Genomic DNA, 26,409 nt, shown 5'->3' with positions numbered 1-26,409 from the left:
AAGGACCGGTATAGTACCGGGGGCTCCTTTTATATACACCTCCATCCCTTTTGCCGTAGACTTTGGTGTATCAAGTTAATCAACTCTGGGGTCAGTATATCACGAGGCTCTCAACTTGTCAATAGGCTTGGAGAAATCTGATAAACGGGAGGAGTTCAGAAGCTCGCTACTGTCTAACAGCCTTAATCTACTCTTTTTGGGATGAGTGTGGTAATCGTTTGCGAGAGTGCAAGAGCATAATTAGGTGGGTTTGACAGTGCAAGAGTGTCATTTTATGGACACACACGACTTTGGAATGTCTAGATAAGGATATAGAGATAGGCTGTTTCGCCACACGGACGCCCCATTCTCCGGCGTTGCCGGCTGAACTAATCAATCAGCACTCTGATTGACGGGGGGCAGCAGCCGAAGCCAGAAGACGTTTTTAGCCCCAAGGAATCAAATTAAGGAGACGGAGGGATTATGGGTGGCTAATTAGGGATATAATGCGAAAAGAGGCGAATGGCTATGGATGTTCGGTTTGCCGTTCCGTCGAAGAGCGAATCACCAAGCTGACGGGAACCGTGATTCGGCATTCGGACACCGGTGCGCCTGAGATCATCGCATTAAGGCGCTCCACTGCGATCCTGCCGATTTCGCTAAACGGCTGCCGTACTGTTGTTATTCCCCCGCAGAGTGTCTCGGTGGTCGGTAGTCCGTTGAAACCGGTGACAGCAATGTCCTCCGGCACTCTCAAGCCGTATCCGCGTATCCAGTCGATTGCGTATTCGGCGAGGAGGTCGTCGACTGTTACAATAGCGGTTGGACGTTCTTTCATCTGCATCCATCGCTGTAGCACTAAGGCGACGGCCTCCACTGACCATTGCTCCCACTTAAGCTCGCTCGCTTCGATCTCAGGATCATAGGCGATGCCCGCAGTCGCCAGTCCCTCGCGATAGCCGGCGCCACGGTCGATAAAGTCCGATATTCCCTTTGCTCCCAGGTAAGCGATTCGAGTGTGTCCGCGACCCAACAAGTAATTTATGGTTTCGTGCATGCCGTAGGCGTTGTCGGCTACCACATAGCCGACGCCGTTTGGCACTCTTCGCGACATTATCGCGATCACCGGCAGGCCAGAGGCCGCCGCAAATCGAATTTGCGGATGATATGGCGGTGGCGACATCCACAGCAGGCCATCGATCTGCCCGTTGACAAAATCAGAGCCAGTATGGCTGCGCGAGCGGTGCGGCCAGCCCGTATAAAGAAGAACGTCATAACCTGCATTGTCCGCAGCTCGGTTGATTGCTCCAAGCATTGGAGCAACGATGGACCTCTCAACGTGGTGCTCTAAGTCGTAAATCCCGTAAGTCACCAAGCCAAGCGTGTGCGTGCGTCGATCTCGAATTGCTCGGACAAGCGCATTGGGTGTGAAGTATAGTTCCTTCATTGCGTCTTCGATACGAAGTCGCGTCGTCGGACTCATTCGGCCTTTGTCGTTAAGATAGTTGGATATCGTCGACGTTGACACGCCTGCATGCCGGGCGACGTCTGCAATTGTGACCCGCGATTTGACTACGGGCTCTGTAGGAGGCGGCGCTGGTGTGGCCGTGTTCGCTGGCGGAGCATTGAGAATCCAGTTCCCGACGGTCTGAGCGCTCACCGACAACTCGCGGGCAATCTGTCGGTTCGACTTGCCGCTTACATGAAGCTCCAGCGCCCGATCCTGAATAGCCTTCGGATACTTTCGGGGCCTGACGTTCAGGGCGTATCGACGGCCGCACGATACACACTTGTATCGCTGGGCATCTCCTGCGATACCGGCCTTTACCTGTTTGTCGCGGCGACCGCAGTTCGGACACGCGATCATCATATTCCAGTCAACTTCTTTCTTCTCTCGGCGGCGGTAGGTCGCGTGAAGCGATGGAGGCGTCATTATGTTAGGGGCGGATAAACGCATCGACGCACTGGATATCCCATTGCGTTCCATCCCCATTCGCCCAAATTCTCAATGGCCTTTGGCGATCCCCATCCCCTCACGGTAGAGGCGATCCGTGGTCAGCGCGCCCTAGGGGTCGGCGACCGCCATCACTTGTGTGATGAATGGGATTTCCCCGCCGCGCATACTGATTTGATCGGAAAGCACATTGTCCTTGAAAAGCAGTACATTCAATCCTCCTGTCCATTGTTTTGGGTGGGAGCGGCGGAAGGAATAAAACGTCCATGGTGTCTGGGCAGACGCCTGCCGCCGTCCCGGCGATTTACACCTGGGCCGATGGTCGCAATTGTCGCGTCATGCTGTATTGCCGATGCGAAGGCGACCAGCAACGCGAATCTCCTCTTGTCCATCATGGTCAATCACTGTGTCTCTCGTGTCAGAGAGGGCCGCGGACTGACCCTGCGCAACAAATGCAACTGCCCTGCGAGCAATCCCGGACCAATCCGCATCGATTGTGGTTAAGGAGACATCGCTGGGACAAGCGGAGAGGGGCAGAGCGTCGAATCCCGCGATGGCGATGTCGCTGGGGATATTGAAACCAATATGACGGCAGAACAAAAGAGCGGCCATGGCTGAGAAGTCGTGCCATCCGACAATGGCCGTGACGCCTAGCCGATGGGCGTTCCGGATGAGGTCTTGTTCCTTCGCATCCACCTCATCATTCAGAAGAGTCGTTTGCGTCGTGGTGACTTGTAGGGCGAGTTCCTTGGCGGTCGCACAAAATCCATGATATCGGCGTATCGCTGACGGCAGGGGATCGCGCCGATGCCGGTAGAGCACATGGCGATGGCCTCTCTCATGAAGATGTTCTGCGATCATACGACTGCCTATCTCATCCTGAGATGTAATCGCCGGCAGTCCAGGCAGAACCTCGCCAATGGTCACAATATTCTGGTGTGACGCTTTCAGCAACTGTGAAAGTATCACGTCTTCGTCGCCGGGCAGAAAAATTACGCCGTCTACCTTGCTTGTATTCAACTCGCGGACAATATCCGCTGGCGATTGCGGCGTTTTGGAGGGATGGAATATTAATAAGTCTTGTTTGAGCTCTGTGGAGGCGTCTTGTAAGCCAATAAACAGAGCGCGCGCGAAGGCGTCTGTTAATGAGAAAATGTCACGATAACCGTTATAAAAGCCGATGGTGTCCACACGCCGCTGCCTGAGTGATCGCGCTAGGACATCGGGCTGATATCCAAGGTCGTTAATTGCCTGCAAAACCCTTTGCCGCATCGCATCGGAAACCGTTCCGTTTGTCTTTGGGTTGCAGACACGGGAGACGGTCATCATACCTACTCCGGCATGAGCTGCGACATCTTTGATTGTTGGGATTTTCTTTGACATTATGACGGCGGCATCGGCGTTGCGGCAGTAATATTGTACCCATTACGGCAAACGCCCATGGCAGATCGGGTCTAAGTCCTTATCTCTTGCTGAATTTCCACCAATCGAAGTGAAACAGGGAGCCGCTGTCACCCGTAAACTTGAAATACAGGTCATGCACTCCCTTGACGCCGCTGACTTTGCAGGATTTTGTGACCCATTTCTGTGCGCCGTCCGTGCTGGAAACGGCGCAGGCGCCCGCCAGTGGCCCCGTGAGACTGTCAAGGTGGATTTCAATGGTCCCCCCATTGGTCTCGGAAGCGACGCTGGCGCTGAACGATTTTGCCCCGGAGCCAAAATTGACGCTGTTGACCTTGATAGAGTCGCCATTGTCGATGGAGCAGACATCAACGCCGCCCTCGCTGCAATCCTCGGTTTCCACGCCGGTTTCCCAGCCCATCGTCTCCGACTCCGTTCGAACATAAGGATCGAGATGACCAACGCCGTGGACGACACCGGCGCCTGTCATTTTGATCGTCGGGAACGAACCATCGCCGTGATATTGGAACTGCTCCACGCATACGGAACGGGTAAAGCCTCCTCCTCGCGGCAGGGCGCCGTTGTGATAAAAGAAGTAGGAATTGCCTTTGAAGTCGATGACGCCGGGGTGATTCGTGAAGCTTCCGCCTTCGGTCGGCATGATGATTCCTTTGTACGTCCAGGGCCCCGTCGGGCCGGGGCTGGTGGCGTAAGCGATATTCTCGGGGATACCGCTGGCGGCGTAGACCATGGCGTACAGGCCGTTTCGCTTGTAAAACCATGGTCCCTCTTCATACAAAGTAGCCTTATCTTTGTTTCCCGTGCGTTTCCCAAAGCTTTCTTGTGTCAGCGGAACCGCGACAACGCCCACGGTTTCATCATAGGACGTCATGTCCTTGTTGAGCTTCACATAATAAAGCGCGGGATTACCCCAGTAGAGATAGGCTTGTCCGTCATTGTCGATAAACACAGTCGGGTCGATATCGCCCCAGCTATGAGCGACCAAGGGATGTCCGAGCGCGTCTTTAAATGGTCCCGTCGGTCTATCCGAGACGGCGACGCCGATCGCCATACTGCCGGAGGCTATTTTGACGGGGACATACCAGTAAAACTTACCGGTTCGTTCGATGCACTGGCCCGCCCATGCATCGCCTTTGGCCCAGGCGAATGTTTGATAGGACAGCGGCGATCCGCAATCCGTCCAATTGACCATGTCGGACGAGGAAAAAACTCGCCAGTTGTTCATGGTAAACCAGGTGGAGCCATCTTCATCGTGACCGGTATAAAGATAGACTTTGTTGTGATACACCATCGGCGCGGGATCCGCAGTATAGCGAGTTTGGATAATGGGGTTATCCGCGAAGCACGCCGATATTCCCAGCGCTGAGAATAACAGGGCGGTGGCGATCCTGCTCAGAGATTTTGTCATTTATGAGTCTCTTGGGTTATCTTTGTAGCATCTCGGCTGCGGGGCGTTCTTCATTGAGCCATAGTATGGCGGTCACGCCGCGTGGGTAATACCGGCTCGCCATGGCGCGCCCGGCGATCATCTGATCGCTCCAAGCCCAGTAGCTGAGTTCCGGATGGAGCAGCCATTTCACATGCGCGGCGTCCGCGTCCGCAGTGATCGCGGCGCTGTCCAGTCCCAGCACACTCCGAGCGACATGCTGCGCAAGGTAGGTCTTGCTCAGCCACGAGTTGTCGCTGGTGGAGGAGAGTTTCCATCCACCCTCGGGAAAGAGGCAGATGCCGGGCTGAAGCACATTTTCGAAGTGGTCCTTGAGCGCGCCGATCAGGGCGCGATATCGCCCCTGAGGATCCAGAGCGGAACGGTTTCCGGAGACAAAGGGGAAGACCAGACCTTCAATCGCGGGGATAATCCGTGCGGTATTCCCCTCGCTGATCACCGCCGGTATATAGCCGTCGTCCATTGACCGGGCAATCGTGCGCGCGCACCGATCGGCCTGTTCTCCCGCGCTTCTGGCCAGGTCGGCGCGTCCCTGCGTCTCGAAGAGGCGTTCCAGCGCCACATAAGCCGCCCAGGTTTTTACACCCATGTAGACATTGTTGCGCGCCTGACCAAGTGATTCGTCCAGACTGTCATAGGTCGTGATCTCGGCCCCGTTCCCTGTACGGCTGCTGTCCAAACCCATCAGACCGTTGCGCTGTTCGGGATCGGGATGATCGCGGTTCAAAAGGCTTTGCAGGCACTCCTCAAAGATCGGGAAGCGACGCAGAAGCCATATTTGATCGTCCGTGTACTCGACATAGGTGGCGGCGCAGCAGAGCCAGTTGACCAGCTGCTCGTGGGTCATGTGCGAAAAGCATCCCGTCAGCCCGCTCTTCTCGTAACAGGAGCGGCCGGGGCGGGAGAAGACATTGGCGATGCCCATATCGTGCGTGAAACTGAGACCGCCCGGGTATCGGGCGGCGGCGCCCGGAAAGTGCGTTTCATCTCGATAACTATAGGAATCGACGAACTGGTCCAGCACGTTGCACACGACCCAGGGATTCTTCTTCAGCTCGAAGAAAAGATGGTCCACCGTGAGATCGAAGGTGTTCATCATGCGGTACTCGCCTTCATTGACGATCCATAGCGCTTCGCCGTCTCGATCCAGCATCTCGGTATTTCCATAGTAACTATGAATGGCGTGCGCCAGCATGAAGCGCTGGTCGTCCGAAAGGGAGCTATGCGCGAGCAGCGCGTTCGCATTCTCGGAGGCGCCGATCATTTCGTCCGTATGTTCCAGCGCGTATGCGGCGACGTCTTCAATGTCGGAAAACAGATGGGTGTAGAAGTAGGAGCAATCCATTCCCGACGTGACGACGCCGGCCCGATAGAAACAGGCGGCAAACCGAAACGTTCGCCGCTCGCCGGCGGGGACGTTCATCAGCAGAGCTCCGACGACTCCAAGGCCAAAATCGTAATTCTCCGGCCGCTCCTCAAGAATATCCGTCAGACTGAACCCGAGACCGCACTGAACATCCGAAGCGCTGGCGGCGATGGCGATATGACGCCCCTGCCCCACCCCGCGCACCGCTCCTGTCTCCAATAAGCGCATCGCGGAGCAGGGATCGTCGCCCTGGAATCCAAAAAACGCTCGCCTGGGCGAGTCTCCCTTCGTATTGTCGACCGACAATTCGCAAAGCACCGCCGGAACGAGCGCACGCCGCATCTCGGCCGCCGTCGTCGTCCTGGGATCGGGGATTTCTGGCGAGTGGGTGTAGATGCGAAAGTCGATGTCGCCGGCGGACCACGTGTCCGTACCCAATTGAAAGTCGCGGCGGATCTTATCTCTGGCGAAGCTCTCTAAATGAACTCCGGTCGGCTTGGCATTGGCGGCGTCGGCTTCATAACGCTCACTTTCGTGCGACGTCTCCGCCTGATAAAATGGAAACAATTCATAGCATGATCGGTCGGCGCTCTCGGCCCCGATATAGACATTTTGATTGGCGGGTCGGCCAAGCTCCAGGCCCAGGCCTCCCGATGCGCCTGGGAAGCCCAGCGTGAAACTGGCGAATGCCCCCACAGGCGCGTGATGCGCGTTATAGAAGATGTTTTGCAATGGACGCCTCGATAATATTTTCTGAATGTGCTAACGTGATCCGGTCGATATCCTCATCTCCGCGTCATCGGCGAGTGCGAGTACAATCGCGAGTTCGACCAGGCTGTATTCATGAGTGTATGCGCGGGCTAAATTCATTGGCTGTCGCAAAGGGATGCATGGATTGCAAATGAAGCGAACAGAATTGCCTGTGTTTGGACTGCGCGCATGCAGGAGGAATGGATGGACGAGGACCACATCGCCCGCCTTTCCCGTGAGTTCTCGCACGTTGGCGATCGGGTGCGCCAGGACACGCTCCGTAAGTTCCTGAGCGCTCAATCCATCCGGCTCCGCTTCAGCGAGGATACGTGCGGTCGTCCGGTGTGATCCGACGCTCACAGCCGTGCCTCCGCCGTAAGGCTGAATATCCGATAGGAGAAAGAGAGGGAGCAGCCCTTGATCCGGTGAGTGAATATGGTGATGGAACTGAATACCGTCGATATGCCATCCTATCGTCGGCGGGACCCACGGCTTCGGATCGAGATTGGGAAAGCTTACTGGCCACCACCCCAGGCCAACGGGAGCGAGATAACGTCCGACGCCCATGACGTCGTCGAGCGCGGCGTATAGCCTCTCAGTCCATGCGCTGGCGAACGGCTCTCCTGTAAAGGTCTTTGTCAAATGCACGACAGGCTTTGTCCATGTTGCAGGGTCGTGGCGGGTTACCCCGATGGCGGTGAGTTCATCCCATAGCGCTTCCCGGATCGCCTCCGCAGTGTTCGCGGAAAAGACGTTTTGGACAGTAATATAGCCGTCCGAAATGAAATCGTCAATCTGCGTTTGCGAGAGAAGATTTGGCGCGGAGGGCAATACCGTCTTTGCGCTGGACATGAGTTCATCCTCTTTTCTTTCTAACCCCAATCGGTAGATTGGTATCGATATATCAATTCCTAATTATAGTTCCTCTCCAGTCATCTGTCAATCAAATTCTATGAAAAGACGATCCATCGTCAATCTTATTCGCGGTGAGAGCAGGGGTATCATAGTATGTAACTATGAGCAAGAACCCTCCCACATTGAAGGACGTGGCCGAACTTGCGGGCGTGAGCCGAATGGCCGTTTCCACGGTGCTGAATAACAGCCTGTCCACCGTGCGCGTTTCGCAGACGACGCGCGCGCGCATCCTCAAAGCCGCCACGGATCTAGGCTATCAACCGGATGTCACTGCTCGCTCGCTTCGCTTGCAGCGCACCGACACGATTGGTTTTTATAACGGCCATGGCTATATCGATCTGATGGATCCATTCGCGCCGACGATCTTCCTTGGTCTGCAATCCGCCTGTGCTTCGTTTCGCAATCACCTTTTGCTTTACAATGGCTTGCATTTGCAGGACCAAGCCGAAGTGCTGATGAAACTGCGCAGCAACAAGGCGGATGGGGTCGTGATCTGGCCGGTTCCCCGCGACGCCGAATTGATCCAATTGCTGGGTGAAGCAGCGAAGCCGGCTATTCAGTTCGCCAGTTCTTACCCAGGAGTTCCCGGAGTAGTGACGGATGACGCCGTAGGCGCGCGTTTGCTGGCGGAGCATCTGGCCGACAGCGGGCATCGGTTCGTGCTGTACCGCCGCGGCGTCGAGCTTTTGGACTCGGAAGCCGCCCGTTTTCAGGCCTTTACGGAGGTCGCCGCCGAGCGTGGGATGATCTTGCGGGCGACGAATCCCGCAGACCGTTTCGACCGTCTCACTCCAGAGGAAGAGGCGATCATTCGCGCTCATGGCGGTCCCGCTGGGATCACCGCGATCGCCTGCTGGCACGACGCTTCTGCGGCTCAAGTGATGCGCTTTTGCGCTCAGGAGGGAATCCGGGCGCCGGAGGACGTCGCGCTCACTGGTTATGACGGTTTTTCCTGGCCTGAATTTCCTGAAAACCGACTGCTCACAACTGTCGTGGTCGACTGGGAACAGATTGCGGAGACATGCGTGGGCCTACTGATCGAGCGCGTGCGCGGCGGGGATATCCCCGAACAAACAGTCATTCCCGGCGCGCTCCGTATCGGCGGGACTACTTGACGCAACTGTGTCCCTTAGAATTTCACCACCGATTTGGCGCCTGTGTAATTGATGGCGCGAGCCGATGACCGCCCTTCCGCAATGCCCGGATTCTGACCGGGGCGCGCGACAACGATATTGAGTTTGCGTGATGCGATCATGCCGGGGAATGAGCCGGAGCGCTTGCCGACGGTCAGTGTCCGGGCGGCGTCGCTCCAGATCAATTCGACGGTGGCGTACTGGCCTTTTTCGTAGTTGTATGTCTCGTTGTCGTCTTCATAGAGGGTGAACCGAGCGTCGGCGCCGGGATAGACGCGGATCTCATAAGGCGCGCCCGGCTTTTCCGTGGCGTACTGCATCACTGGGCCCATCGGAACGATGGAGCCGGCGCGGATATAAAGCGGAATCAGGTTGAGAGGGACGGCCTTTTTGACCGTTTGTCCGCCCGCGAACCGCTGGTTCGTCCAGAAATCCACCCAGCTCGCGCCGCGCGGCAGGTAAGTTCCGGTGACGTTATCGATCTTCGAGGACGAGACGGCTCCGGCGATCTGGCTGGGCGTTCGCCAGCCGAGACGGACTCCGCGCTCCAGCCCACCCTGGAAATATTCGATCTTCACGGCCACTTTTTGCCCCTTGTGGAAAGACAGCTTTTGTCCAACCCAGCGCATGGCGTGTTCGCTCCAATCGTCCACAATCTGCTTGTCGTCGAGCCACATGCGGATGCCGTCATCGCCTTCACCGCCGATTTCGTATTCGCCGTCCTCCGGCATCGTGATGAAGCCTTCCCAGCGCGCCGAAAAATCGTTGAATCCCGTCAGGCCGGGAGGCGGATCGGCGAGGGGCGGGCCAGGCCACTGATGATCCACCGTGGCGTCGATTGTTTTCCCCGCCGCCTGTTCAAAGTTTCGTCCGGAGAAATACTGGACGGCCAGACCGGGGCGTCCGTCGGGAGTGGTGAGCGCCTCGGTGGGAATCGTGCTTGGCGGCGGCGCGGGAGCGTGGTACATGGCGCGCGTGATGGGATGCACGAGGAACGATCGGCCGAAGAGGAACTGGTCGTCGATTTTGCGCGCCGCGCGGTCGTCAGGAAAGTCCATCGGCAGGCCGCGCATAATCGTCCCACCCTGGCTCGTGCTCTGCCAAGCCAGGCTGTAGATATACGGCATCAAGCGATAGCGCAGCTTGGCGGCGTCCAGAAGGGAATTATACGTCTCCAGGTCCGATTTGTGAAACAGATAAGGCTCTCGCTCAATATTGGTTCCGTGGATACGATAGATCGGGTTAAACGCGCCGAACTGATTCCAGCGGGCGTAAAGCTCACGGTATTCCGGGTTGTTCTCACCGCCCGGATAGTTCACGAAAAAGCCGCCAGTGTCTTGTGTCCAGTACGGCTGACCGGCCATGGCGATGTTTACGCCGCCGGAAATCTGGCTTCGCAGAGTCTCCCAGCTGGCCGTGGTGTCGCCCGACCAGGGCAGGGCGGCGTAGCGCTGCTGCCCGGTAAACGAGGAGCGGGTCAGCGTGAAGACTCGCTTGTTGCTCGTGGCGCGCTGGCCTTCGTAGGTTCCCTTGGTGGTGACCAGGGTGTAGGTATTCAGATAGCGCGTGTAGTCGCCCAGCGCATTCTTCCCCAATCTCTTGATATCCGCTTCCACGGCTTGCGGATCGTGACAGGCGCCGCCGACCTCTACCTCGGTGCCGTCCATCCACAGCGCGTCCACGCCGGCGTCGAGCAGTCCCTTTTTGATGTGTTTGAAGTAGATCGCTCGTCCTTCGGGGCTGTAGGCGTCGTAGATGCGGGCTTTTTTGGAGATCCAGTGCAGTGGTTCGTGGCGCAGCCCATGGGCGTCCAGTTCATGCGCCAGCGCCGTATCGTTGCCGACGGAGGGCCAGATCGAGTTCATGAGCTTGACGTGCAGGTCGTTATGCAAAGTCTTTGTCAGAGCGACGGGATCGGGATAGCGCGTTTTATCCCATGTCATGCCGCTCCACGTTCCATCGGCTCCTCCCCAGTACTGCCAGTCCTGAACGATGTTGTCAAGCGGGAAGCCGTCTTTTCGGAAATTTCGCGTGACGTCGATCAGGCGCTGCTGAGTCTGATAACGCTCCTTGCTCATCCAGAGGCCGTACGCCGATTTGGGGAACATCGGCGCTCTTCCCGTGAGATTGCGATAACCGCGAATGACGCCGTCCATGTCCTGCCCGGCGATGAAGTAGTAATCCACGCCCGCCGGCGCGCTTTCCGCCCAGAAGGAGGCGCCCTGAGCGTCATCCTTGAAGATGCTTTTGGAGTAGATATCCCACATCACGCCGTAGCGACGAGTCGAGACGAGCAGGGGGACGACGCTTCCGATGTTGGTCTGCACCAGCAGCACTTCCTTGCCCCGGTAGTCCATATAGCGCTGGTTATATTGGCCGAGGCCGTACAGCGATTCGTTTGGGGAGAGAGTGAAGGTCTGCTTCACCTCATAAGTCGGCGCGTCCGAGATCGTGACTTCTTTGATTTCCGCCGGACGAGACGCATCCTCACGCGTGATGATTGTTCCGTTCGGCCGCAAAAAGGTCAGCGCTCCAGTCTTCTTATCCACCAGGATGTGCAGCGCCACGGAAGCAATTTTTAGCGCGTCCGCCGACTGCGTGACCGTAAACGGCGTTGGCGTTGGCGGCTTCACGACGACAAGGCTTGGCTGCGCGGTGTAAGTCCGGCCAAGATTAGCGTTCACGCGCACGATGCCCGAGCCGTAGAAGAGGATATTCTTCGTCACGCCGTTCACCTGGATTTGGACGCCGCACTGCAGTTTTGCGTACGCGAAGCCCTGCCCGGCGGGAGCGGCCTTGCCCGCCGGGACAAGCTGGCCCATGGCGTTGACGCCGGCCAGCGGCGCCGCGCCGGCGGTCTGCCCGGCTAGGGCAAGGGTTAACAAAAGGGGGAAATGGATTTTGGGATTCATGCGTTTATATTTCTCACCGCGCGGTCTAAACTATTGCACTATTGTAAGGGATTGGTCTAGAATGCACAATGCATCGCCTCGATAGTTTTTTGCATGATTGTCCAATAAGCCTGCGATATGCAGGCATCCACGACGGCTGTTCCGACTTCCCGCTGCATCACCACGACATGTGGGAGGTGATCTACCAGCGCGCGGGACATGTGAAGACGCGGCAAGGCGGCGCTCTCTTCACGATGAGCCCGGGGATGATCATCGTTCATTCGCCCGGGGTCGATCACGCCGATATTTATTCGGCGCATTATGAGCTGATCTACCTGCATTTCGACGCCACGCATGCGCCGCAATGGCCCAGGCTATGCCACGACGATCGCCGCCAGAGTATTAGCCGCGTCTGTGAGGCGCTTTACCGTGAGTTTCAGGGGGTAGACAATGGGAGCGATCGGATGCGGCTCCTGCTGACCGCCGAGCTGGATATCCTGCTGCAGCGAGCACGGGAGGAGCAGGAACTGACATCGGGACAGAGGCTGGTGGCGGAGGCGATGCAGTTGATGGAGGAGCGGTACCGTCTGAAGATCACCATGGGAGCGCTTGCCGCCGAGATCGGCGTCTCACGCTCGTCGCTGTACTCCCATTTCTGTCAACTGCGCGGCCAGTCTCCGCCGGACTACCTGCTGGGGGTTCGCCTGCGCCATGCGCTGGGGCTGCTGCACCATTCCCCCATGACCCTCGAAGCGATCGCCGATCGGTCCGGCTTTCACTCGGCCAGCCACCTCAGCCGCCACATCAAGGCCGCCACGGGGGCGAGCCCCGGCGCTTTGCGTAAAGCGTTCGAGCGTGAGGTGGCGGTTTGTTCCGAGTAGAATGTGCTTATGGAACTTGCTTCGTAATCCAAACGACGGCGCCGCCGCGCGGGCTCATTAAGGCAGTGATCGCATCTTTGGATGTGACTGATTTGCTTTCCCTGCGAAAAGCCGCCGTGGCGGCGGAGTCGTCGCCAAAAACCTCCGCACGCCAGCGGCCTTTGCCCAGGAACGCAAGGTCCACCTTCATCGTAGCGGCGTCCGCTCCGTTGAGCACGCCGATGTACCAGTCTCGGCCGCGCCGACGCGCAAATCCTGCGATTTTGCCGATTTCGCTTCCAGGCAGCACAATCGTTTCATCCCATGTGCTCGGCAAATGACGCAGGAAGTTCTCCGCCGGATTGCCGATGAAGTCTTTGTAGCCGCCGCCAAAATGCAGAAGCGGCGATGTCATGACAACGGACTGGGCCAGCATATGTCCCCAGGTGTAACCGCTGACCAGTTCGTGCGGGTCGAATGTGGTGGGCGTGTAGTCCGCCGGACCGGCGACGAACCGGGTGAACGGAAGGATCTCATCATGTTCGGCGGGAAGCACGCGGCGGTATCGAGTCATCTGGTACTCAAGGCCACGGACCGCTTCCCGTGTCAATTCGTGCGGCCAAGTGCGCCGGAGGCCAGTAGGCTTGACGGCTCCATGAAAGTTGCACAGCAAATGGAGATCGGCCGTATCCTTGAGAGCGTCTTCATACCAGCGCGTGACTTCTGCTGTGCATGGCGGAAAAAAGTCGATCTTGATGCCGGCGGCGCCGGTGGCGGCAATCTTCTCCAGGTAGGCGCGCCGCGCCCCAGCGGCCCAGATGTCTCCGGAGTTTACCCACACCAGGCATCTCACGCCTTGTGACTTACCGTAGTCGATCACCTCTTTGAGGCACTGCCATGCGTCCTTTCCGGGGGCGCTCCACGATGACCAGCCCTCATCGATCATATAATACTCAAAACCCAACGTCTTGGCTGCATCGACCCACTGTTTCTGATCGTCCAGGTGAGGAGCGCCGATGCTCCACCACTGCCATAGCGATTTTCCAGGACGAATCCAATTCGCTCGTGCGAGTTCGGGTGATGGGGGAGGACAGAGATTGGTTACGATGTCGCTGTTGACCAGCCCATTGAGGTCCTGAGAGATAATGGCGACAGACCAGGGAGTGGTGACAGGTCCATTCTGTCGCCAACCATTGGGGGAAGCTGGAAAGCAGGTTTTGAAAACATCGCCGTCACGTGAAAGCGCCATGTCTGGAAAGGATTCATTGTCGGCGTCCGTCAGAGAGATATAAAGATCACGATCCTTCAACGTCAACGGGGGAGACACAGGAGCTTGCGAGGGGAGGGAGGCCAATGGGCCGGGTTGGTACGCGCTCTCATAGCTGTAATCATAACCCGCCCACCAGTAAGAAGCGTTTTGGGGAGGCGCTAAAGCGATTGTCTCTCCTGAGATGGTGTGGGACGCGTCATCGAGACCGGCATGCAATCGGACCGCTGCCCCATCATTGAACGCCCGCACCTGTACTTCATATTTCACCCCGCCGCTTTCGGCGGGAACGATGGCTTCCTGGGAATGATCGGCAGCCTTGGAATGGTTTCCAAATATGGGATATGTCTGGTTTATGACACGGATGCGCGGTTTTCCCAGTGTAACGTTCTCCCCCAAGTCCTTACCATCGATTGTAAGGCCCAGGTGCGCTGGCGACAGCACTGTGCGACTTTGGCGACGAACGGACCACAGGAGCCGGCCATTGGCGTCCGTCTCTATTTCAATATGGATTTTGCCGTTGGGACTGGCCACGGAGACCGGCGATGCCGCCCAAGCGGACGCCGACGATATCGACACAAGGATTGAGATGGCTCCTAAAGTTTGCCGGAGCCGATTTGAAAATGCGCTTGTCAACACTAATGAAACCCTCTCTATCATAACAAGACGCTCCCGCCAAGAAAAGCTATCGCCAGCAGAACAAATTTATGGATTCGAGGCGCGCGGTGTGCTAATCACAATTATAGAGGAACGGTATCAGAAAATTCAATTCACGAAATCGCATAAAATATGGACAAATCCGTTATCGTATTGACTTACTGTCGATTCAACAACGGGCAAGCTCAACGTTCTGCGCTGCGGTGCTTCTTATGACCAGTTAATTGAACTAATCAACTGAACGCCTGTACGTTATCGGATCGGCAGTAAGTCAATATATGCTCTTTCCTGTGCATGATATTGAAGGTGATGAGGACGGACCGCATCAACGGTATCCATTTGGACTATAGTCGTTACCCAAGGATCGCGTATGATTACCCTCGAAGCGATCACTGACTGGTCCGGCTTCTAGCGTTGGAATTTCCACCAGTTGATATTGACAAGAGGACCGGCCCCGCCCGTAAATCGGAAGTAGAGGTCATGCACTCCTTTGGCTTTGGCAATCGCACAGGACTTTGTGCTCCAGGTCTGCCAGCCTCCGGTCTTGGAAACGGCGCAGACGCCCACCAGATCTCCGGCGGGGCTGTCGAGGCGGATCTCAATATTCCCCCCTTCGGCCGCCGAGGCTACTCTGGCGTCGAACGCTTTTGCGCCGGCGCCGAAATCGACGCCTTTGACTTTGATATAGCTTCCTGTTCCGATATTGCAGACATCCATACCGCCTTCGCTGCAAGCTTCTGTTTTCACGCCCGATTCCCAGCAGATCGTTTCCGCCTCATTCCGGACATATGGGTTCAGCACGCCAATCTGAGGCGGCCCGGCCGCGCTCCACCACGGAACGTTGGGAATGGTTCCATCCGGGTTATAGGCAAACTTTTCGACGCAAACCGAACGCCGTTCGTTGTGTTCGGGCGTCAGCGCGTTGTTCAGGGCGTAATTGAATCCAAACACATACGAATTTCCTTTGTAATCGATGATCCCCGGATGGTTTCCCGAAGACAATCGGTTCGGGTCCATGACTATTCCCTTGTATGTCCATGGGCCGATGGGGCTGTCGCTCATGGCGTATCCGATGCCTTCGGGACAGCAGGTTGAGGCGTAGGCCAAATAGTAGTGGCCTTTGCGCTTATAAACCCAGGGGCCTTCCTGATAATTCGCTGGTCTCGTGTCCACCTTGACCGGGGAGTCCGAGAAGGAGATCATGTCCGCGTTTAGCTTCACGTAATAGGGATCGGGATTGCCCCAGTATAAATAGGACTGGCCGTCATCGTCGATGAACACCGTGGGGTCGATGATACTTTTCATGTCTGAGACGAGCGGTTTGCCGAGAGGATCAGTAAACGGACCATAAGGAGTATCGGAAACCGCGACTCCGATCACCATATCTCCGTTCTGCATTCCCACTGGGCAGTACAGGTAGAACTTACCGTTCCTGGGGATGCACTGAGGAGCCCACGCGTTGTAGCCCGCCCATTTGAATGTACCCAGAGAAGCGATCGTTCCATGATCTGTCCAGTTCGCCATGTCTGTTGTCGTATAGCATTTCCAATCAAACATCTTGAACGACCACCCTTTGGCGTCGTCTTCATCATGGCTTGTGTAGAGGTAGACGGTGTTTTTGTACACCATTGGAGCAGGGTCGGCGGTAAAACTGGTCTGTACGACTGGGTTGTCCGCAAAACAAGTTGGAATTCCTTGCGTGGAAAGAACAACGGCGACGACAAGAGATTTTAAATAACGGTTCATGGGATTATCGCTCTCTAAAGCAGGTCATCAATTTTTCGTGGCGCCGTCTTTCTTTCGAATTGATGCATTATTATACAAATATAGCGCGAAGACGCACAATGCACGATGTCCGTGATCTTTTGCACAATCGTCCAACTTCTTGCTTTATTTTTGAGAAGTCTGAGAACTTGAACTGTTCTCATTGGGCGGTCCCGCCAGATGACGAAGGGCGGGACCGCTGGGGAGAAGGTGGTGTTCGCCTAAGATGCGGCTGGTGCGCTCATCGATGGAAGTTGGCCTGTGTCGGGAATTATCCCTTCACCGCTCCGCTGGTCAGTCCCGCCACGAACTCTTTTTGCAGGAGCATAAATAGGGCCGCCACCGGGAGTACGCCCACCAGTGTTCCGGCCATCAGCATTCCATACTTGGAGCTATATACGCCGAGTAACTGGTTGAGGCCGATCGGTACGGTAAACAGATTGTCGTGGTGCAGGATAATCTGCGGCCATAAGAAACTGTTCCAGGCGCCCATGAAGCTCATGAGGCAAAACGCCCCGATCATCGGCCGGGAGACCGGCATGACGATATCCCAGTAGATGCGAAACTCCGAACAGCCGTCGAGGCGCGCCGCCTGCAGGAGTTCGTCCGGCACTTGCACGATCGCCTGGCGGAACAGAAAGATGCCGAATACGCTCACTGCGCCAGGCACGATGATACCGGCGTATTGATCGACCATATGCATATGATACAGTAAGTCGTAGAGCGGCGCCATTGTCACGGAGGCGGGCAGCATCAGCGTGGCCAGCATCAGGCCCGTCACGGCGGATTTTCCCTTGAACTCGTACTTGGCAAGCGCAAAACCGGCCAGGGAAGAAAAGAAGAGCTGCACCAGGACCGTCGCGCCAGTCGTGAATACGCTGTTCACCATGAAGCGTCCAAAATGCGTCAGATGGAACAGATCGCGAAAGTTGTCCAGAGTCAGCGCGCGGATCGGCGGGAAAAACGTGTAGTGAAAGATGTCGTCCGGATTCTTCAGTGTCGCCGCCACCAGCCAAACAATTGGGGTCAGGGTGATCAACGCGCATACGATCAGCAGCATTGCGATCATCACGCGGGCGAAATTCGATCCTATCGATTTGCTCATCCCTTCGTTCCTTTCCACGCTCCGGTAATCCTCATCTGAATGAGGCTGATGAACAGCACACCGATCGCCAGTGTCCAGCCAACGGCGGACGCGTATCCCAGATCGCCCGTCTGAAATCCATTTTGATAAAGATACATCACGACCGTGAGACCGGAGTTCTTCGGGCCAGCGCCGCCCAGCAGGAGATAGGGCAGTTCAAATAGCTGGAAAGAACCGATCGTGCTGGTGACCAGCACAAACACCGCAATCGGCTTGATGCCTGGCAGGGTGATATGCAGAAACTGGCGCCATGGTCCCGCGCCGTCCACCAGCGCCGCTTCATAAAGCTCGCGGTCCACCGCCTGCAGCCCGGCGAGAAAGTAGATCATGTTAAAGCCGCAGTACAGCCAGAGCGAGGTCAGGACGATCGCGGGCATTACATATGTCGGATCGCTGAGCCACTTGGTGTCGAGCGAAAAGACGCCGGGCGCCAGAGCGTTCAGGATGCGGTTCACCAGGCCGTAATGCACCATGAAGAGCTGAGAGAACAGGACGCCGACGAACACCTGGCCCAGCAGGTTGGGAGAAAAAAACGCCAGCCTCAGAAAGTTCTGACCGCGCAGCCATTTCTGGTTGAGCAGGAGCGCCAGTCCCAGCGACAGCGGCAGCTGCAGAAACACGGACCACAGCGCAAACGTCCCCGTGTTGGTGACCGCCGTCCAGAAATCCGGGTCATGGAACATATAATGGAAATTGCTGAGCCCCACAAAGACCTGATTCTTGGGTCCATTGGTCGCATAAAACGCGAGCAGTATGCTCTTCACGATCGGATAGACGCCAAAGATCGCGAAGAGCAGAATAAACGGCGAGACAAAGACGTAGGGCGCCAATTTGTACTGTGCGGAGAACCAGCTGGCCTTCGGGCGGTGGATCGTTGTCCTCGACGGCGTTTTGGCGTCCGGCGGCGCTTTTGAAGGCGCGGGGTTGATCGTTGCGCTCAATAGGGGTTCCTCGCTTTGACGGCGCGAACACGGTCGGCGCACTGACGCAGGGTCGAGCGTACGAATGGGTCGAATCCCGAGTCGCCGCCATGCCGATTATAGTAAGCCGCGCAAGTGACCAGCGCCTCGCTCAGCTTTGCCTGCGCGGTATCGATTTCAGGAGCGGTAAAGCGCGGCGGAACTTGCGGCGCGAGCTCGACATACGAAGCGCCCAGCCTCTGACCGCTCCAGAATGGATTGGGCCGCTGAAACGCGGGCTGTTTCCAGGCGGCTTCCAGTGGCGGAAGGATATTTGTATCCGAGAAACGCTGCGCCAGCTGCGCTTTGTCGGTATAGAGGTACTGGACAAGCGCCCAGGCGAGATCCGGATTATGACAACGCTTTGTGATTCCGACCATGGTTCCTCCCCAGGTGGTGGTGCGCGTCCCACCGAGCGCGACAGCCGGCAGCGGCATCAGCGCCATTTTTCCCGACAGCCGTCCATAATTATCCTCGACCATTCGGCTGCGCCAGTCGGGACAAAGGAAGCTCATCTCGTATCCATCCTCCAGCGCCTTGCCGAACTGAGCGCCATACATGTCTCCCACGGTGTTGCCGATCTTATGAGGTCCCGCGACCAGCGGAACATAGAACTCCATTGTCTTCACAGCGGCCTCATTGTCCAGAATCACGTTGCCGGCGGAATCAAAATAACCGCCGCCGCGCTGCAGCAGAAACGACTCCAGGCTGACGCTGTCGCTGTCCGACAGCTCAATCATATACTGCTTGCCCGGGATCGTGATTTTGCGTCCCGCCGCGATAAAGTCGTCCCAGGTTTGGATTTTGCCGGGATCGACGCCGTACTTTTCAAAGAGGTCCCGGCGGTACGCGATCTGCACGGGATGGACGTCGTGCGGCATGCCGAAGATCTCCCCTCGGCTCGTGTAGGGAGCGAAGCGTGCGCGTACGATACGGTCATAGAGGCCGCTCTGCTCCAAACGCGGTTTCAGGTTGATGAAGCCGACATCCTTGAGCGGCCCGCGAAACATGGTTCCCGCGCTGCCGATCTCCAGTTCGCACAGGTCGGGAACGTCGAGATCCGCTTGAAAAGCTGCTTGTAAGCGCGTCGCCAGCGCGCTGTTGGAGACCAGCTGAAGATCCACGGTCACGCCGGGATGATCTCGCTCGAATTGAGGAATCACCCGGCGGTACGCATCGTAGTGCGGCCGCGCGAAGACCCAGTAAGTCAGCGTCACGGGCCTTTGCGGAGCCGGCTGGACGGCGATCCATAGCCCCGACAGAAGGGTGAGCAGCAGAATACAGAGTGTGGCGTTTCCGAAAGGAAATGATTTCATGGCGCTTAGCTCGAACTAATCCTTTGCTTTGATCCGCAGCACCGTCACCGAACTCGCCGGGAATTCATGGGTGAATGTGGAGCCGATTCCCTCGATTGTCTTGCGGACAGGCGCCGCCTTCGTTGGTGATGCGATCGAATTCACATCCTCTTTCTGTCCCGTCAGCACCCAGGATTCCGCGCTGGGGCGGATCTGTGAGACGCCCTGGAGAGTGACGGTCAGCCGCTGTGGAGCGCCGGTGATGTTGACGGCTTTGACGATGATGTCGCCCGATTTGAGATCGCGGCTGGCGGCGGCGTATAACGGCGGGATGGGCGGAGGGGTGTCGTCCATCTCCTGGACGAGCTTGTCATCCAGGTAGCATCGGATATGGCTTCCTTGGAGCTCGATCCGAACATCGTACCAGCGCCCTGTCTCCACGGTTACCGGCGACGATTTGCCGATCTCATACATCGCTCCCGCGTTCGATTCCTGCAGCGCGGTCCGCGTGTTTCCCCAGCCGCCGACATTCCACCAGAGGTAAGAATCGGCGTCCTTGCAGTGGAACATGATCGCGAAACCTTCGTCTCCGCTGATCTTGCGCGCCTTTAATCGGTATGTGTAATCCGTCCAGGAAGCGTCGCCCGCCACCATCTGACAGTTGTCATCGCCGCTTGACTGCCGGAGGACGCCGCCGCTCGTTTTCCACTCGCCCCGGCCGGCTCGCCAGTCGGCGGCGCCGCCAGCAAAGTCCTTCTGGTAGAGCGTTCGGCCGCCTTGCGTCACCTGGACGTCTTTGAACTCGGCTTGCGTGCGCCAGGAGCCGACCCCGATCTTGCCGCTGGGCGGCGGCAGTTCCTCATGTGTCTCCGCAACCTGGACCTCGACCGGAAGGACGACGTCTCCCCGGTTAGCGCCGAACATCGCCTGGACGTAATATGATGGTGAGCCGAAGCTGGTCAGGGCGTCATACCCGATCAGATTCGTGCTCCATTGGCGGCCGTTGGGGTTGACGTTCACCAGGAGCGGCGCGTAGCATTCCATCTCGACAACATCGGCGTTGCGCTCTAGCCCCGTCAGCCAGGCGGCGTCGCCGAGCGCGGCGTGGAAAGTCGGGGTGGGACTGCCCTCGATCGACGCCCATTCGCCCACGAAGACTTTGGGGGCGGTGCGGCTGTAGCTGTCGTAATGCGCCGCATCCCGCGCCATTTCCGTTGCCGATCGGTAGTAATGATGGTCGATTAAGTCCGGCGTGCGGGTTTTGACGTTGTCGGTCGCCATCAGTTTGATCTTCGGATATTTCGCCTTGATCGCGTCGTAAAATTGCGTGAAGCGCCCGTCATAACTGCGGGATCTGTCGAAACCATCCTCGTTGCCGATCTCGACATAGGTCAGCGCGAATGGAGCCGGGTGGCCATTGCGCACGCGTTCGGCTCCCCACTTCGTGCTCTTATCTCCAGTAACGTACTCGATTTCGTCGAGCGCGTCCTGGACAAACGGCTCCAGATCAGGACCAGGCTTCACATACTCACCGCCGAGCGAATAGCCGCCGTAGACCGCCAGGACCGGCTGCATGTTCAGATCTTCACACCAGTTCAGAAATTCCAGCAGCCCCATGCCGTCCGTGGAGCGATATCCCCATGGCCCCTGGTGTCCCGCGCGCCCCTCCACCGGACCGATCGTCTTCTTCCAATCGAACCGCTCGGCGATCGTTCCGCCTTCCAGGTAGTTTCCGCCAGGCATGCGCAGGAAGCCTGGGTTCATCGCCGCCAGCTTTTCCATCAGATCAATGCGGTTGCCGTTCGTCCGGCTTTTATAAGTCGGCGGAAAGAGGGAAACGAGACTGAACCAGATGGTTCCCGGTCGATTTGCGACGATGACGAACCGCCCCGCCGTGGTCGCCGGCGCTTCCGGACCGGTCTTCAGCGTCGCCGTGTATTGCTTCCATTGCGATGATACTCCGGTGATCTTGGCGCGCGCATAGGTCGTTTTCCCATCCGCGCTCTCGATCCCGACCGTGAGCGGCCCGGAGAAGCCTGGCGACGAGCGTGCGTAGAAAGAAACTTTGTAGGAAGTCTTCGGATTGACCGGAACGCCCCAGTAGCCTTCGTTCGCCACGCCGGCCGGATTTTTGTCGGACGCCGACGCGATATCCAGGCGCAGGCTGGCGCCGAGCGACGGGTTAACCGGCGCCGTGCGGTCCAGGGAGATCGTGGCCGCGCTTTCGCCGGATGTCACCGCTGACCAGTGGGCGGGCGCGGCGGCGTTATCCTGAAACGCGCGGTTCTGAAGCAGCTCTCCATAAAGCCCGCCGTCATAGGAATGGTTGATCTCTTCGGTCATCAGACCGTAGAAATGGGGACTGATCTTCGCTCCCGGCTGGTTGACTTTGATTGTCAGGCTGCCGGTATCCGCAGCGGCCGACAGAGTCCAAGCGTTGAAAAGAAGCGCGAACGCCCAAATGCCTGTGCGATGGTGGGAAAGTATCATGAACGATCGGTCTCCGTTTCCAGCTTCCCGCAGGCAAGTCTGGTTTCCTGGGTGACGATAGTTGAATGCTGTTACTGATTGCCTTGATCGATCAACGCATCATCGGAAAATCCGCTGAGAGAATAAATAAAGGTCATTTTTCCATACGGTGAAGTCATGATGACCAGAATCGACATGCCAGATGTGAGGCGTATTGTGGGCCTTCAAGTACCGGTGCACGCCCTGGCTGATGTTGATCAATCCATCCTGATCGCCGCATGAGATCCAGAGCAATTTTAGCTTGCCGGCGGCCTTGGGGTCGGGCAGCAGGGCCTCTGGCGATTGCGTGTTGGGGGCCGATGAGAAGCCGCCGATCCAGGCAAACGTATCGATATGGGCAAGACCGAAGTTCAGGGATTGGCCGCCTCCCATCGAAAGACCCGCCAGGGCGCGGTGCTCGCGATCATTCCGCACGGAGTAGTGCGACTCCATGTAGGGGATGACGTCTTTCAGCAGATCGGATTCGAAGGCCGCGAACGCCGGCGCGGACTTCATGACATCGCCCTCGGCGCGGTCGTTGGGCTGCGCGCGGCCGTTAGGGAAGACGACGACCATCGGCTGCGCCTTACCGTCGGCGTACAGATTGTCCAGAATCGTGTCCGGAGCGCCGTTGCGCTTCCACTCCATCTCGTCGCCACCGATCCCATGCAGCAGATACAGCACGGGGTACTTCTTATCCTTGGAATAACCCGGGGGCGTGTAGACGAGCATGTGACGTTTGACGCCGACAGTACTCGATTGGTACTCGACCATTTCGGTTTTGCCGTGAGGGATATCGTCCCGTTTGACATCGAAACCGGCCGGCGCCGGCGGGAAGGCCGGCTTATCATCCGGGGCGAGGGTGATGGGCGACCTCTGCGCGCGGTTTGGAGCGGCTGCGCCAGCCCCTTCCGGATTGTTCTGAAACAAAAGGGGGGCGAACTCGTGCAGGCAGCGACGCCAGGTCAGCCACTCGTGTGACGTTCCCGGGGATTCGTAATAGACATTTCGGATGCCGGCCTTTTCCAGAGCCTGATGGTAGTTCTTGACGCTGTCGTACATCCGCGTTGGTTCCGCAGTCCCGATCCCGAGCCAGACCAGATGCATCCTGTTATTAAACGCAGCGGCGTCCGCCATCACCCCGCGGTGATAGGTTTTGGCGTCGAATGGCGCGCCGCCGAATCCGCCGCCTCCCCCGCTGAAGCCGCCGATATAGCCGAACGTATCGGCATGATCCAGGCCGATCTGGAACGCCTGCATGCCGCCCATCGAGAGGCCTGCGATCGCCCGATGATCGCGTCCCGGAAGGGTCCGGTAGTTCGTATCGATCATCGGGATCAGGTCATCGACCATTACGTCCTCAAAGGCGCTGAACATGCGGCTGAAGTCCGGGGGGATGGGCGCCGCAGGTTTGGCGCCGGGCGCGAGCTCGGCAGGGGGCTTGAGCGGAACGGCGGGGTCGCCCGGCTTCCGCGCATAGCCCTTCTCCATGACCACGAGCATGGGCTTCGTCTTTCCCTCGGCGATGAGGTTGTCCATAATAACGCTCACGCGTCCCTGGTTCGGCCATCCCCGCTCATCCTCGCCTCCGCCATGCTGAAGATAGAGCACGGGGTAGTGTGTTTCTCGATCGGCGTCATATTGCGGCGGCGTGTAAATGAAGACGCGGCGCCATTCCTGTGTCGTCTTGGAATAGTATTGGCGCTCTCTCACTTCCCCATGGGCAATGTCCTTCGGGAGATAGAAATCGACGCCCTTTTCCGGGATTTCGACGCCGCTGAACTGCCTGCCGACCCCGAAGAACGTTTCACTGGCCGGATCGCACACGGCCACGCCGTCGATCATGAGGCTGTAATAGTGGAATCCGGGGACCTGAGGCTCGGTGGTCGCCGTCCAGAAGCCGTCCTCGGAGCGGGTCGCGGCATAGGGCTTGCCGAGGTCGAATTCGACCTTCGCGGCGTCGGGAGCCTTAATGCGGAACGTGACGCGCAAATCGGGATGGACGCGGGGGTACTCTGCCTCGCGCACGTTGGTCACGCTGGGCGCGGATGTCGAGAGATCGCCGGCCGCGGCGTAAACTCCGCTTGCTGAAAGGAGAGAGAGTGCGATACCCATCTGTGCAAAACCCTTCATCTTGATGGCGCCTTTGCTGGTCAGATTTTTTGTCATGATTTCCATGGCTGCGGGAATATTCCTCGCATCGTTAAAGACTGCTGTCGGGATGCAAATATTTGCCGAAGAACGCGATCGCGAGCTTGTCGGCTTCAGCGTCCTGGAACCCGTGGCCCGCGCCGCGCACCGTGTAAAGTGTGGCGCTGCCCCCCGCCTTTTGCAGGGCCGCCAGCAGCAGTTCACTTTGATGATGAGGAACGATGTTATCGGCGTCGCCATGCGCGATAAAGAATGGGGAAGCTTTCGGCGAGATATATGTAATCGGGTTCGCCTTCTTCGTTTTGTCTTTGTTCTCCTGGATCGGCCCGCCGATCAGACGGGACGCCGGGGAGTCGGGGGCGTCGTTGTTCCAGCCTCCCGGCAGGCCGTGAGCATCCATCTGGAGGTAGTCCGTAGGTCCGAAGTAGTCGACCACTGCCTGGACGCGGCTTGAAACCGATCGGTTCTCGCCAACGTCGTAGGTTTTGATGTCGCCGGTAACGCCCAGCATCGCGGCCATGTTGCCGCCGGCCGATTCGCCGTAGGCGCCGAACCTCTGAGGATCGTAACCGTAATGATCCGCGTTTGCGCGCAGCCAGCGTACGGCAGCCTTACAGTCTTCAATTTGCGCGGGTAAAATCGCGTCGCTGCTCAGACGATAGTTGATTGATGCGACGCCGTATCCCGCATGGATGAACTTCCCAACGTTTTCATCGCCCTTGTCGCCGAACAGGAACGCCCCGCCGTGAATCATCACGATCAGAGGGGGATGCTTGGCGTGGAGGGGGAGATAGAGATCCAGCTTTTGTCTCGGATGACCGTTGGACACATAGGATAAATCCCGGTATTCCGTCGTTTCTTTCATCGTAGGTTGTGTCAGAGATTCACCGACCTGCGGCTGCGCGCTCAAGTGGGGCGCGGACGCCGTTAGCAGACAAAAGAAGCCAATCGCGGACAGAACGGTTTGTTTCATAGCGGATATCCTTCCGCGCCGGCCACTTCGCAGCGCTCAAGTAGTTTGGAATAAAAGACATTATACCGGAAAGATATATCGTTACCTAGCTCAAGAGCGAAAGCAATCGCATCATTCCTTTCCGTACGCCTCTGTATTTAACTTCAGCACGGAAAGCATTTTTGTTCCATATCGCTCTCCCAGCTCTCGGTAGCCGGCCGGAGTGAAGTGTAAATGGTCGGGGCGGCCGGCGCAGCCCGCCGATGAAATCGAGTACGAATTGGGGATCGTCTTCGGCAAATCGTCAATGATGGCGTTCATGCTCGCGCAAGCGCCGTTTTGGTCCGCGCCGACGAGTTCGCCGGCCAGCAGAGGCGTCTCTTCAGGTTTGAGATTTAAGTCTTCGATCAGGTTGTCATACACGACTTTCACCTTGTTCGGCCATTCTTTGTCATTCGTGTTCGATTCGCCCTGATGCAGGAGCATCCCTTTGATGACGCCGTCCTTTTGAGCCAATTTCGCCATCTCCACAAGACGCTGATAGGGATTGCCTCCATAAGACGCGATGATATTCTTCATCCATGATGGAGCCGTCTCCACATAAGACGAGTAGTGGTCTTTATCGAACAGTTCAATTTTACTTCCGGCGACAGAAACGTTGATCACGCCGATCTTAATTCTGTCTGGAAGGTGAGCCGCCATCGTCCGGCCGAAGTAGTCCGAGGGGCCAATGCCCGTCCCAGGCCGCGACAATGGGGGAATGGCCGTATACCAATGTCCCTTTTCTCGGTGCTGATCGGGGAAATCCACCGCAGTTAAGACTTGGAAGCGCTCGTTCACGGGGCCCATATCTTGCTCTTCAATGCCTGGATACCCCTCCATATTCGACTGCCCAAAGGACAGGAAAATATAGAAATTCTTATCCTGGGCAGAGGCGCTTACGTTCAAAAAGAGCAATGCGGCTAATACAAAGAACACTGTTTTCATGGTCATAA

Annotated in this window: 17 protein-coding genes; 2 read left to right on the top strand and 15 right to left on the bottom strand. The window is 57.4% G+C overall.

Annotated features, from left to right (window positions below; genetic code table 11):
• Positions 1–505: 505 nt before the first annotated feature.
• The 5 genes from ABIZ35_RS04570 to ABIZ35_RS04550 form a co-directional block, all read right to left on the bottom strand.
• Complete coding sequence (locus ABIZ35_RS04570) at positions 506–1,846, bottom strand: substrate-binding domain-containing protein (protein ID WP_348218694.1); 1,341 nt, start codon at positions 1,844–1,846, stop codon at positions 506–508.
• A gap of 423 nt (positions 1,847–2,269) precedes the next feature.
• A complete protein-coding gene (locus ABIZ35_RS04565) occupies positions 2,270–3,316 on the bottom strand; it encodes a LacI family DNA-binding transcriptional regulator (RefSeq protein WP_348218684.1) in 1,047 nt (348 codons plus the stop codon).
• Between the two features lie 79 nt (positions 3,317–3,395).
• Entirely contained in the window at positions 3,396–4,763 is a 1,368-nt protein-coding gene (locus ABIZ35_RS04560; RefSeq protein WP_348218683.1) for a glycoside hydrolase family 43 protein, read from the bottom strand.
• Between the two features lie 16 nt (positions 4,764–4,779).
• Complete coding sequence (locus tag ABIZ35_RS04555; RefSeq protein WP_348218682.1) at positions 4,780–6,900, bottom strand: glycoside hydrolase family 52 protein; 2,121 nt, start codon at positions 6,898–6,900, stop codon at positions 4,780–4,782.
• 30 nt (positions 6,901–6,930) lie between these two features.
• Positions 6,931–7,770 carry a phytanoyl-CoA dioxygenase family protein gene (locus ABIZ35_RS04550; protein ID WP_348218681.1) on the bottom strand — a complete coding sequence of 280 codons (840 nt, stop codon included), beginning with the start codon at positions 7,768–7,770 and terminating at the stop codon, positions 6,931–6,933.
• A 164-nt stretch (positions 7,771–7,934) separates the two neighbouring features.
• On the opposite strand from ABIZ35_RS04550, the gene ABIZ35_RS04545 reads away from it, so the two are divergent.
• Positions 7,935–8,948 carry a LacI family DNA-binding transcriptional regulator gene (locus ABIZ35_RS04545; RefSeq protein WP_348218680.1) on the top strand — a complete coding sequence of 338 codons (1,014 nt, stop codon included), beginning with the start codon at positions 7,935–7,937 and terminating at the stop codon, positions 8,946–8,948.
• A gap of 14 nt (positions 8,949–8,962) precedes the next feature.
• Here ABIZ35_RS04545 and ABIZ35_RS04540 read toward each other — a convergent pair whose 3' ends face one another.
• Complete coding sequence (locus ABIZ35_RS04540) at positions 8,963–11,878, bottom strand: TIM-barrel domain-containing protein (protein WP_348218679.1); 2,916 nt, start codon at positions 11,876–11,878, stop codon at positions 8,963–8,965.
• Between the two features lie 68 nt (positions 11,879–11,946).
• Here ABIZ35_RS04540 and ABIZ35_RS04535 point away from each other — a divergent pair, with 68 nt between their 5' ends.
• On the top strand, positions 11,947–12,738 hold the full coding sequence (locus ABIZ35_RS04535; RefSeq protein ID WP_348218678.1) for an AraC family transcriptional regulator: 792 nt from the start codon (positions 11,947–11,949) through the stop codon (positions 12,736–12,738).
• A gap of 7 nt (positions 12,739–12,745) precedes the next feature.
• On the opposite strand, the gene ABIZ35_RS04530 is transcribed toward ABIZ35_RS04535, so the two are convergent.
• The 9 genes from ABIZ35_RS04530 to ABIZ35_RS04490 all read right to left on the bottom strand — a co-directional run bounded on the left by ABIZ35_RS04530 (position 12,746) and on the right by ABIZ35_RS04490 (position 26,407).
• Positions 12,746–14,563 carry a glycoside hydrolase family 97 catalytic domain-containing protein gene (locus ABIZ35_RS04530; protein WP_348218677.1) on the bottom strand — a complete coding sequence of 606 codons (1,818 nt, stop codon included), beginning with the start codon at positions 14,561–14,563 and terminating at the stop codon, positions 12,746–12,748.
• Between the two features lie 486 nt (positions 14,564–15,049).
• Positions 15,050–16,387, bottom strand: a complete 1,338-nt coding sequence (locus tag ABIZ35_RS04525; protein ID WP_348218676.1) for a glycoside hydrolase family 43 protein — start codon at positions 16,385–16,387, stop codon at positions 15,050–15,052.
• Positions 16,388–16,676: 289 nt separating this feature from the next.
• Positions 16,677–17,510 carry a carbohydrate ABC transporter permease gene (locus ABIZ35_RS04520; RefSeq protein WP_348218675.1) on the bottom strand — a complete coding sequence of 278 codons (834 nt, stop codon included), beginning with the start codon at positions 17,508–17,510 and terminating at the stop codon, positions 16,677–16,679.
• Positions 17,507–18,490 (bottom strand): sugar ABC transporter permease, encoded by a 984-nt coding sequence (locus tag ABIZ35_RS04515; RefSeq protein WP_348218674.1) that lies wholly within the window; start codon positions 18,488–18,490, stop codon positions 17,507–17,509. Before ABIZ35_RS04515 ends, ABIZ35_RS04520 begins: the two co-directional genes overlap by 4 nt.
• The gene (locus ABIZ35_RS04510; protein ID WP_348218673.1) at positions 18,487–19,824 is read right to left on the bottom strand and encodes an extracellular solute-binding protein; all 1,338 of its coding nucleotides are present in this window, start codon (positions 19,822–19,824) and stop codon (positions 18,487–18,489) included. Before ABIZ35_RS04510 ends, ABIZ35_RS04515 begins: the two co-directional genes overlap by 4 nt.
• A 15-nt stretch (positions 19,825–19,839) precedes the next feature.
• Positions 19,840–22,293: an alpha-L-arabinofuranosidase C-terminal domain-containing protein gene (locus tag ABIZ35_RS04505; RefSeq protein ID WP_348218672.1), complete on the bottom strand. Its 2,454-nt coding sequence runs from the start codon at positions 22,291–22,293 to the stop codon at positions 19,840–19,842.
• A gap of 99 nt (positions 22,294–22,392) precedes the next feature.
• Positions 22,393–24,489, bottom strand: coding sequence for an alpha/beta hydrolase-fold protein (locus ABIZ35_RS04500; RefSeq protein WP_348218671.1), 2,097 nt, complete (start codon positions 24,487–24,489; stop codon positions 22,393–22,395).
• 25 nt (positions 24,490–24,514) lie between these two features.
• A complete protein-coding gene (locus ABIZ35_RS04495) occupies positions 24,515–25,435 on the bottom strand; it encodes an alpha/beta hydrolase (RefSeq protein WP_348218670.1) in 921 nt (306 codons plus the stop codon).
• Between the two features lie 111 nt (positions 25,436–25,546).
• Positions 25,547–26,407 (bottom strand): sialate O-acetylesterase, encoded by an 861-nt coding sequence (locus ABIZ35_RS04490; RefSeq protein ID WP_348218669.1) that lies wholly within the window; start codon positions 26,405–26,407, stop codon positions 25,547–25,549.
• Positions 26,408–26,409: the final 2 nt, after the last annotated feature.

The sequence above is a fragment of the Capsulimonas sp. genome (assembly GCF_039929585.1).
GTDB lineage: Bacteria > Armatimonadota > Armatimonadia > Armatimonadales > Capsulimonadaceae > Capsulimonas.
The sequence above is the reverse complement of the archived record's forward strand: the minus strand, read 5'-3'. Positions and strand labels throughout refer to the sequence as shown.

What these genes read in the sequence shown, in the direction of transcription:
- ABIZ35_RS04520 (WP_348218675.1), bottom strand. Translation starts at nt 17,510, where the DNA reads ATGAGCAAATCGATAGGATCGAATTTCGCCCGCGTGATGATCGCAATG.
- ABIZ35_RS04560 (WP_348218683.1), bottom strand. Translation starts at nt 4,763, where the DNA reads ATGACAAAATCTCTGAGCAGGATCGCCACCGCCCTGTTATTCTCAGCG.
- ABIZ35_RS04540 (WP_348218679.1), bottom strand. Translation starts at nt 11,878, where the DNA reads ATGAATCCCAAAATCCATTTCCCCCTTTTGTTAACCCTTGCCCTAGCC.
- ABIZ35_RS04535 (WP_348218678.1), top strand. Translation starts at nt 11,947, where the DNA reads ATGCATCGCCTCGATAGTTTTTTGCATGATTGTCCAATAAGCCTGCGA.
- ABIZ35_RS04500 (WP_348218671.1), bottom strand. Translation starts at nt 24,489, where the DNA reads ATGGAAATCATGACAAAAAATCTGACCAGCAAAGGCGCCATCAAGATG.
- ABIZ35_RS04490 (WP_348218669.1), bottom strand. Translation starts at nt 26,407, where the DNA reads ATGACCATGAAAACAGTGTTCTTTGTATTAGCCGCATTGCTCTTTTTG.
- ABIZ35_RS04565 (WP_348218684.1), bottom strand. Translation starts at nt 3,316, where the DNA reads ATGTCAAAGAAAATCCCAACAATCAAAGATGTCGCAGCTCATGCCGGA.
- ABIZ35_RS04495 (WP_348218670.1), bottom strand. Translation starts at nt 25,435, where the DNA reads ATGAAACAAACCGTTCTGTCCGCGATTGGCTTCTTTTGTCTGCTAACG.
- ABIZ35_RS04525 (WP_348218676.1), bottom strand. Translation starts at nt 16,387, where the DNA reads ATGAACCGTTATTTAAAATCTCTTGTCGTCGCCGTTGTTCTTTCCACG.
- ABIZ35_RS04505 (WP_348218672.1), bottom strand. Translation starts at nt 22,293, where the DNA reads ATGATACTTTCCCACCATCGCACAGGCATTTGGGCGTTCGCGCTTCTT.
- ABIZ35_RS04545 (WP_348218680.1), top strand. Translation starts at nt 7,935, where the DNA reads ATGAGCAAGAACCCTCCCACATTGAAGGACGTGGCCGAACTTGCGGGC.
- ABIZ35_RS04510 (WP_348218673.1), bottom strand. Translation starts at nt 19,824, where the DNA reads ATGAAATCATTTCCTTTCGGAAACGCCACACTCTGTATTCTGCTGCTC.
- ABIZ35_RS04570 (WP_348218694.1), bottom strand. Translation starts at nt 1,846, where the DNA reads ATGATCGCGTGTCCGAACTGCGGTCGCCGCGACAAACAGGTAAAGGCC.
- ABIZ35_RS04550 (WP_348218681.1), bottom strand. Translation starts at nt 7,770, where the DNA reads ATGTCCAGCGCAAAGACGGTATTGCCCTCCGCGCCAAATCTTCTCTCG.